Source organism: Pseudoalteromonas sp. TB51 (assembly GCF_000498055.1).
Lineage (GTDB): Bacteria > Pseudomonadota > Gammaproteobacteria > Enterobacterales > Alteromonadaceae > Pseudoalteromonas > Pseudoalteromonas atlantica.
Window position 1 is genome coordinate 1 of record NZ_AUTO01000269.1, and the last position, 6,977, is coordinate 6,977.

General features: G+C 41.2%; 5 protein-coding genes and 1 pseudogene. 3 read left to right on the forward strand and 3 right to left on the reverse strand.

Annotated features, from left to right (window positions below; genetic code table 11):
* The first annotated feature begins 280 nt into the window (after positions 1–280).
* Positions 281–844, forward strand: coding sequence for a cytochrome b (locus L650_RS0115795; RefSeq protein ID WP_029773111.1), 564 nt, complete (start codon positions 281–283; stop codon positions 842–844).
* Between the two features lie 31 nt (positions 845–875).
* Here the strand turns inward: L650_RS0115795 and arfA are convergent, their stop codons facing one another.
* From arfA to L650_RS0115810, 3 genes are all read right to left on the reverse strand, one after another.
* The gene (arfA, locus tag L650_RS0115800) at positions 876–1,076 is read right to left on the reverse strand and encodes an alternative ribosome rescue factor ArfA (protein ID WP_024032961.1); all 201 of its coding nucleotides are present in this window, start codon (positions 1,074–1,076) and stop codon (positions 876–878) included.
* Positions 1,077–1,237: 161 nt separating this feature from the next.
* Complete coding sequence (locus L650_RS0115805; RefSeq protein WP_029773112.1) at positions 1,238–3,778, reverse strand: TonB-dependent receptor plug domain-containing protein; 2,541 nt, start codon at positions 3,776–3,778, stop codon at positions 1,238–1,240.
* A gap of 227 nt (positions 3,779–4,005) precedes the next feature.
* Entirely contained in the window at positions 4,006–4,983 is a 978-nt protein-coding gene (locus L650_RS0115810; RefSeq protein ID WP_029773113.1) for a sensor histidine kinase, read from the reverse strand.
* Positions 4,984–5,094: 111 nt separating this feature from the next.
* Between L650_RS0115810 and L650_RS0115815 the strand changes: the two are divergent.
* A pseudogene (locus L650_RS0115815) lies at positions 5,095–6,428 on the forward strand (HD domain-containing phosphohydrolase).
* Positions 6,429–6,714: 286 nt separating this feature from the next.
* The coding region (locus L650_RS0115820) for a ferrochelatase (protein ID WP_174380498.1) at positions 6,715–6,977 on the forward strand (263 nt) is incomplete at its 3' end.

Genomic DNA, 6,977 nt, shown 5'->3' on the forward strand with positions numbered 1-6,977 from the left:
CTCCTCATTCCCTTCTCTTTGTGCATTTTTGTATTAAAGATCAATAAATCACAAAGAGGTTAAGAGACGCTTCGCTTTTAGAGAAGCAACTTACATGTTGCGCGAGCAAGCTTCGCGCCTACAACTTTCACTTCACGTTGCGGGTTTATCCTTTTAAATTTAAAAAATAAGTTTCGTTAACCCTACTTTAACCCTCTATAGTTTAAGCTAGCTGCATTAATGTAGATTATTCAATTGTACACGCAACTAAGCGCCACTTTTTAAGTTAGGAATAACCACAATGAAACTTACAAAAGATACAACAAGTACGTTAAGCAAAACCACCATAAGCCTGCATTGGATTGTAGCTATTTTAATTATTGGGTTATTAGGCTCAGGCCTATATATGGAAAACTTTAAAGCATTTTTTCTAATGAGTTGGCACAAGTCATTTGGCGTAATGCTGCTTGTTTTTGCGTTATTAAGAGTAACATGGCGCATTGTAAATGGCTGGCCAAAGCACGATGTTAAACACCCAAATTATGAGCAAGTGTTAGCTAAAATTGTGCATTACGTTCTTATAATTAGCATGTTACTTATGCCTATTTCGGGGCTGATTATGTCGGGCTTTGGTGGGCATGGCGTAGAGATGTTCGGGCTAGAGCTTATTCCGCACAACCCCAACCCAGAAAACCCACAAAAAAGCCTCGCTTTTAACCAAGGCTTAGCAGAGATAGGAAAAACCGTTCACGGTATTACAGCAAATGCGCTTCTTATCGCGTTAGGTTTACATATTGTGGGCGCTTTAAAGCACCATATTATTGATAAAGACAACACCCTTACGCGTATGCTTGGCAAAAAGTAGGTAGTTAAAAGTCTTATTTGATCGGTGCTATTTAAGCCGCGATTAAATAAGACTCTCGTCCTACGTGTTTGTTATTGCGCTTAAACGAGCCTTTCCCTTTTTTAGCTTTAACCACTTGAGGTTTAAACACTTTAGAGGTTACTAGCGCCGCCAGCGCATTATGATTAATAACACCTCGGCCGGTGTCTACCGCACTATTATTTGCGGCTTTGGTTTTCGATTTTTTAGCCATTTTATTTCCTAACTATTTATAACAATAAGAACCTTAAGAAGTGGCGATTGTATGCCTAATTTTCAACCTTGCAAGTGTTTTAACGCTCTTTTTCATAATAAATAAACATAAAAAAAGCGCAGTAAATAACTGCGCTGAGTAACAAGGTTTAGCTCAAATAATTAAAATTCAAAGCTTACTTTTGCATAATAAGTACGCCCGTCAAAGCCGTAAGGCAATGCACGTACAGGGTATTTAAACGCGCCGTTGGTAATAAAGTTAAGCACTTCGTCATCACCTAGCTCATCTGGGGTTTCATCAAAAATATTATCAGCCCCTACCGATACGTTAAATATTTCGTTAATTTGGTAGCTAACGTTTAAATCCACTAGTACTGCTGATTCAACTGTACTAGTTGGTTTAAACGACCCCGTAGGCGAAAGCTCACCTGGTAAAGGGATGTGGTCATTACCAAAGTATTTAACGTCTGTTTCGCCAAAGTAATTAAAGCGAAGCGTTGTTTCATACGCATCACGCTCATAGTCAAACGTTAAAGTTGCGCGCTCACCTGGCTGGCCGTCGGTAAAAAAGCTACGTTGTAAATCATCAAACGCCACCGACTCAGGAATACCTTCTTCTGCGTTCACGTTATCAATTTTAGTGTCGTTTAAGTTACCCGCAAAGGTTACTCCAAAATTACCGCCCTCTACATCAGTACGGTAAGAGGCAATAATATCAACACCTTGTGTAGTTGAATCTACAGAGTTTGAAAAGTAGTTAGCTTGCACTGCGCCGGTTGCTTGAAGCGCGGCTACGGCTTCATCGCTAAAGGCAACATCCTCTGCAGAAAGTAAACTACCAAGCGTAATACGGTCTTTAATTTCTACGCGGTAAAAATCAACCGTTAACGAAAGCTCACTTGTTACATCGTAAACAAAACCAGCACTGTAGTTAGTTGAGGTTTCAAGCTCTAGGCTATCTACACCTAACGCACTTGGAAAAGCAGTCCCCGTATTTGCAGTGAACGACTGTGTAAGTGTGCCATCAGAGCCTAGGTTAGTTGTAAATGCGGTATAACCACTTTGCTGAAGCGATGGCGCTCTAAAACCAGTAGAAACCGCACCACGTACTGCAAAGTCATCGTTAAATTCATAACGTGTCGCTAATTTACCAATTAAGTCATCGCCCGCATCTGAAAAGTCTTCATAGCGCAGCGCACCACTTACGTTCCATGCATCCGTTACCATGGTTTCTACATCTACATAAAACGCATAGCTGTGGCGATCGCTCTTGTTTGTTGCCTCTGGGCGCAAACCGTTATAAGCCTGAAAACCACACTCAGCAAATTGATCAGGATCGTTTGCTGAAGGGTAAGAAGCATCGGTATTTGCCAAGCCACATGCATAAGAGGCTTCATCGCCAGGGACTATTTCGTAGTTTTCTTTACGGTATTCTGCACCAATAGTTACATATAAAGGCTCATTGCGGCCAATATCAACAATGCCGTTAAAATCAGCATTAACTGTTGTTTGATCAAATCTAAAACCACCAGAGTAACCGCCGCTTGGGCCTGCATTGGCTGCTATATCGGCATCGCTTGCATCTGGGTTATTAAATACGTACTCCGCCGCATAAGAGGCATTTATAGTATTACGTGAGGTAAAGTCGTATTGGTTTTCGCCATACACTGCCGATACATCGTATCCCCAATCTGGGTTTATATCGCCTCTAAAACCAACCGCTACTGAAATATCTTCAGCTTCGTTATAAATGCGGGGTAAAAAACCATCGCTGTATACTTGCGTTACATTTTTAGACGCTTCGTTAAAGTTACGGTAAAAACCATTACCCAGCGCGGTGCGCTCAGAGTAGCCACCAAATGAGTACAATTCGCTGTCGCCCATTGGCAAAGCCATGTTGTAAAATAACGAGGTAAATTCACTTTCTGAGTTACCTTGGCTCCAACGTACATCTTCACTCAGCGTGCCTGGCTCAACATTTAACGACCCACCGGTATCGCGCTCTGCACGGTTAGTGCCATCGGCATCACGATACTCAAGCGATAAATTAATAAAACCGCCTTCGTTACCTAAGTCAAAACCACGGTTTAAACCTGCAGAAAGCGTATCGCCGTCGCCTTCACTGGTGCCGCCGTACTGTACGTAACCCGTTGTTACGCCAGTTGAATTATTAAGCGATAAGTTAATTACGCCAGCTATCGCGTCAGAGCCATATTTAGCTGCTGCGCCATCGCGTAGTACTTCTACACCTTTAAGCGCAGTTAGCGGAATGGCGTTCATGTCGGTGCCGGCAGCGCCTGCACCTACAGTGCCATTAAGGCCAAAAATAGATTGATTATGGCGGCGCTTACCGTTAACCAACACTAACGTTTGATCTGGCTGTAAGCCGCGCAGCGTTGCTGGTCTAAATAAATCAGAGCCATCAGATACTTGCGTACGAGAAAAGTTAAACGACGGGGCAGTAGCTTGCAGACTCTGCCCTAGTTCTGTAAAGCCGCCTTTGTTTAAATCATCAGCGTCTATTAAATCAATAGGTGACGAAGACTCAGTAGAGGTGCGGTTAGAAACGCGCGACCCTAATACAGAAATTTGTTCGATATTTTGTGCAGCCTCAACAGGTGCTTCTTGAGCGCTTACAATGCTTGGTGCGCTTACGGCAAACGCAACAGCGGCAGCTAATGTATTTAAACGGTATGTTGACATGGTGACGACCCTGTTTAGTGTGTTCTTTAATATTTGTTATTGCGATGTAACGCATCGCACTGGGGAACATCCTAGCAACATATGCAAATAAAAAGAAATGAAAAAAACTAAATAATAGGTCTAACTATGCAAAAAAATGTAAATACTAAAAAATAACACTTAAACTTGTTTAAAACGCATACAATTAAGGATTTTAATTTCAACCCCAAATTAAATTAACACTTTATTTACAATGGGTTTATCACGCTTTCTTGTACTTTTACGGGTAACCAACAACAAATGGTAGTACCTGTTCCTAAAGTACTGCTAACTTCTATTTTTCCGCTGTGATCTTGCAAAATAAAGTTAACAACGGTCATTCCTATTCCTAATGAGTGGGCTGTTTTATGTGTAGTAAAAAAAGGCTTAAAAAGGTGCGCTTGGGTATTTTCATCCATTCCACAACCGTTATCTTTCACTTTTATACATACCCCCTCATTTTGCTGCGTTACGCTTAGTTCAATAATGGTGCCTTTTTCTAATTCATGTTCGCACGCTTGTTGAGCATTTAATAACAGCTCAACAAAAATTTGATGAATAGACGACAGCTCCCCCCAAATTAGCGGCACTTGCTCAAAATCAGTTTTTATTTCGCAGTATTTAAGCTGCCCTTGCAACACGCCTAAAGCAGAGCCTGCAACCTCGCTTACATCTAAATATTGCTTGTTATGGGTACTTGTAAATTGGCTAAGGTTTAATAAATTATGCACGGTTTGCTTTATGCGCTTTAAACCCTCTAGGCTTTCGCTCAACTGCGAGTAAATTTCGTGTCCATTCCATGCCAGTTCGTATTGTTTTTTTAGATCAACCAACACGTTTTTAAATTGCCCAGCATTTAATTGGCCGGTTAAAAACTGCTCGTTATAGTGAAGAGATTTTGATAAAAGAGGGCTAACATATTGCAAGCTTTCTATATTACTAATTACATACGAAAGCGGGTTATTTATTTCATGCGCAATACTGCAAGACAAAACACCCACACTTGCCATTTTGTCGGCCTGAACAAACATTTGCTGATACAAAGACAGCTCAGCAACGTTTTTGGTTAGTTCGCCATTTAACACAACTAACAATTGGCTTTTATCGGCAAGCAGTTGCTCTGCGGCTATACGCTTTTGCTGCTCATCTAAAAAGGCTTGTTTGTAGTCGTCGGTTAAAGTGCTCATCCTATTCGCTCCATAAATACGCATCCATGTATAACGTTTAGTTTGCCATACGTAATTATGCAAACTAGGGGCAATTTTTAGGCTATGCTTATTATTTTAAAAGGTAGCACTATGACCAAACCAGCAGACGCTGCACATTCAATCACTGCCGTAGATGTACTTTGTGTTGATGACGACGAAATTGTTCTGCGCTCACTAACCTCCTTATTAAAAAATAATAACTTTAGTTTTATGACCTGCAAAAGCCCAGTGCAAGCGCTTGAGCTTTTAAACAGCCACGAATTTAGCTTAATTATTAGCGACATGAAAATGCCCACCATGAATGGCGCGCAATTTTTAGAGCAAGCCCGTAACAAAGCCCCCGAAACACAACGTATTTTATTAACCGGCTACGCTGAAATAGAAACCACCCTAGCCNCGCTGTAAACCTAGCGCAAATTAACGGCTACATTCAAAAACCATGGCAAAACGATATGCTTTTGCGCAGCATAAACGACAGCATCGAAAAATTTCAGCTAAAAAAACAAAACAAGCAACTCGAGCAGCAAGTAAAACAGCAAAACAAAGAACTTCTCGAATTAAATAACTCGTTAGAGCAACGAGTAGAAAAGCGTACAAAACAAATTAAGCAGGTACTTAAACAGCTAGAAGATGCCAACGAGCGCGAAAAACACGAACACAAAGCCACCGTAGAGCTACTTTATAATTTTATAAACGCCAACCCATACTTAGATGGTAACAAAGCGCAAAAAATTGCCGACACCTGCACCCAAATAGCACTGTACTTAAACCTCTCGCAAAAAAGTATAGATTTAGCCCCCATGGCGGGTTACTTAGCGCAAATAGGTTTGCTTGCTATGGACCCAGAGCTCTATAAAAAGCCAGTGAGCCGGCTAAGCGAACAACAGCGCAAAGCCTTTTATACACACCCAAGCACAGCACAATTAATGCTTATGCCTGCTATACATTTACATGATGTATCTGATGCAATTTATCATCAATATGAGCGCTTTAACGGCAACGGTTTACCAAAAGGATTAGCAGCAAACGACATTCCTATTGGCGCTATGGTGCTTAGCGTTGCTCGCGATTATTGGAACGCATTTGAACAAAGCCAAAGCCCCACAGACAAAGAGCGCCACAGCGATGCGCTCGAAAGCGTTAAAATGTACAGTGGCACTTTTTACCACCCTAAAATTGTGCGCGCACTCGAGGCAAGCCATAGCAAATTAAATGAGCAACTTAATAATGCGGGCTCTATTATTATATGCAGCGCTCAAGAGCTAAAAGCCAATATGATTTTAGGCCATACGTTACACAGCCACAGCGGTATTATGTTGTTACCTAAAGGCCATGTGTTTGGTAAAAAATCCATCGAAAAACTACAGCAATTAGAAGCCAAAAAACCGACCCCGTTTAGAATAATGGTAAAAAGCGCTAAATGAGTGATCTAAACTGTGGCTTTTTTCGTTACAATTACCGTAAATAAGCTAAACTAATTCAAACAGGTACCTATTAATCTGGGTATAAATTTTAAACTGTTTAATACCAATCCGCTTAATTAAGTGATTTATTTTGAGGATGGAAAAACGTGTTGATAGCTAGGCAAAAAAATTCGCTATTTAGTTGTTCTAAATGAGAATTGCTTAACGCTGGTAGCGACACGTTTAGCCCCGCAAAATGATTAAGTATTATCGCGAATTGGTATCACATTGCTTTAAGGAGCACAGCGTGTCGCGATTTTCTGCAGTCACTGACAATCCCCACGACGGACGTTTTAATCAAAAAACGGGCATTTTACTTACCAACTTAGGCAGTCCAGACGCGCCCACCCCTGCGGCACTGCGTACCTACTTACGTGAATTTTTATCCGATCCGCGCATTGTAGAAATTCCACGTTTAGTGTGGATGATAATACTGCACGGTATAATTTTGCGTATTCGCCCTAAGCGCTCAGCAAAACTATACGAAAGCATTTGGACCGAAAACGGCTC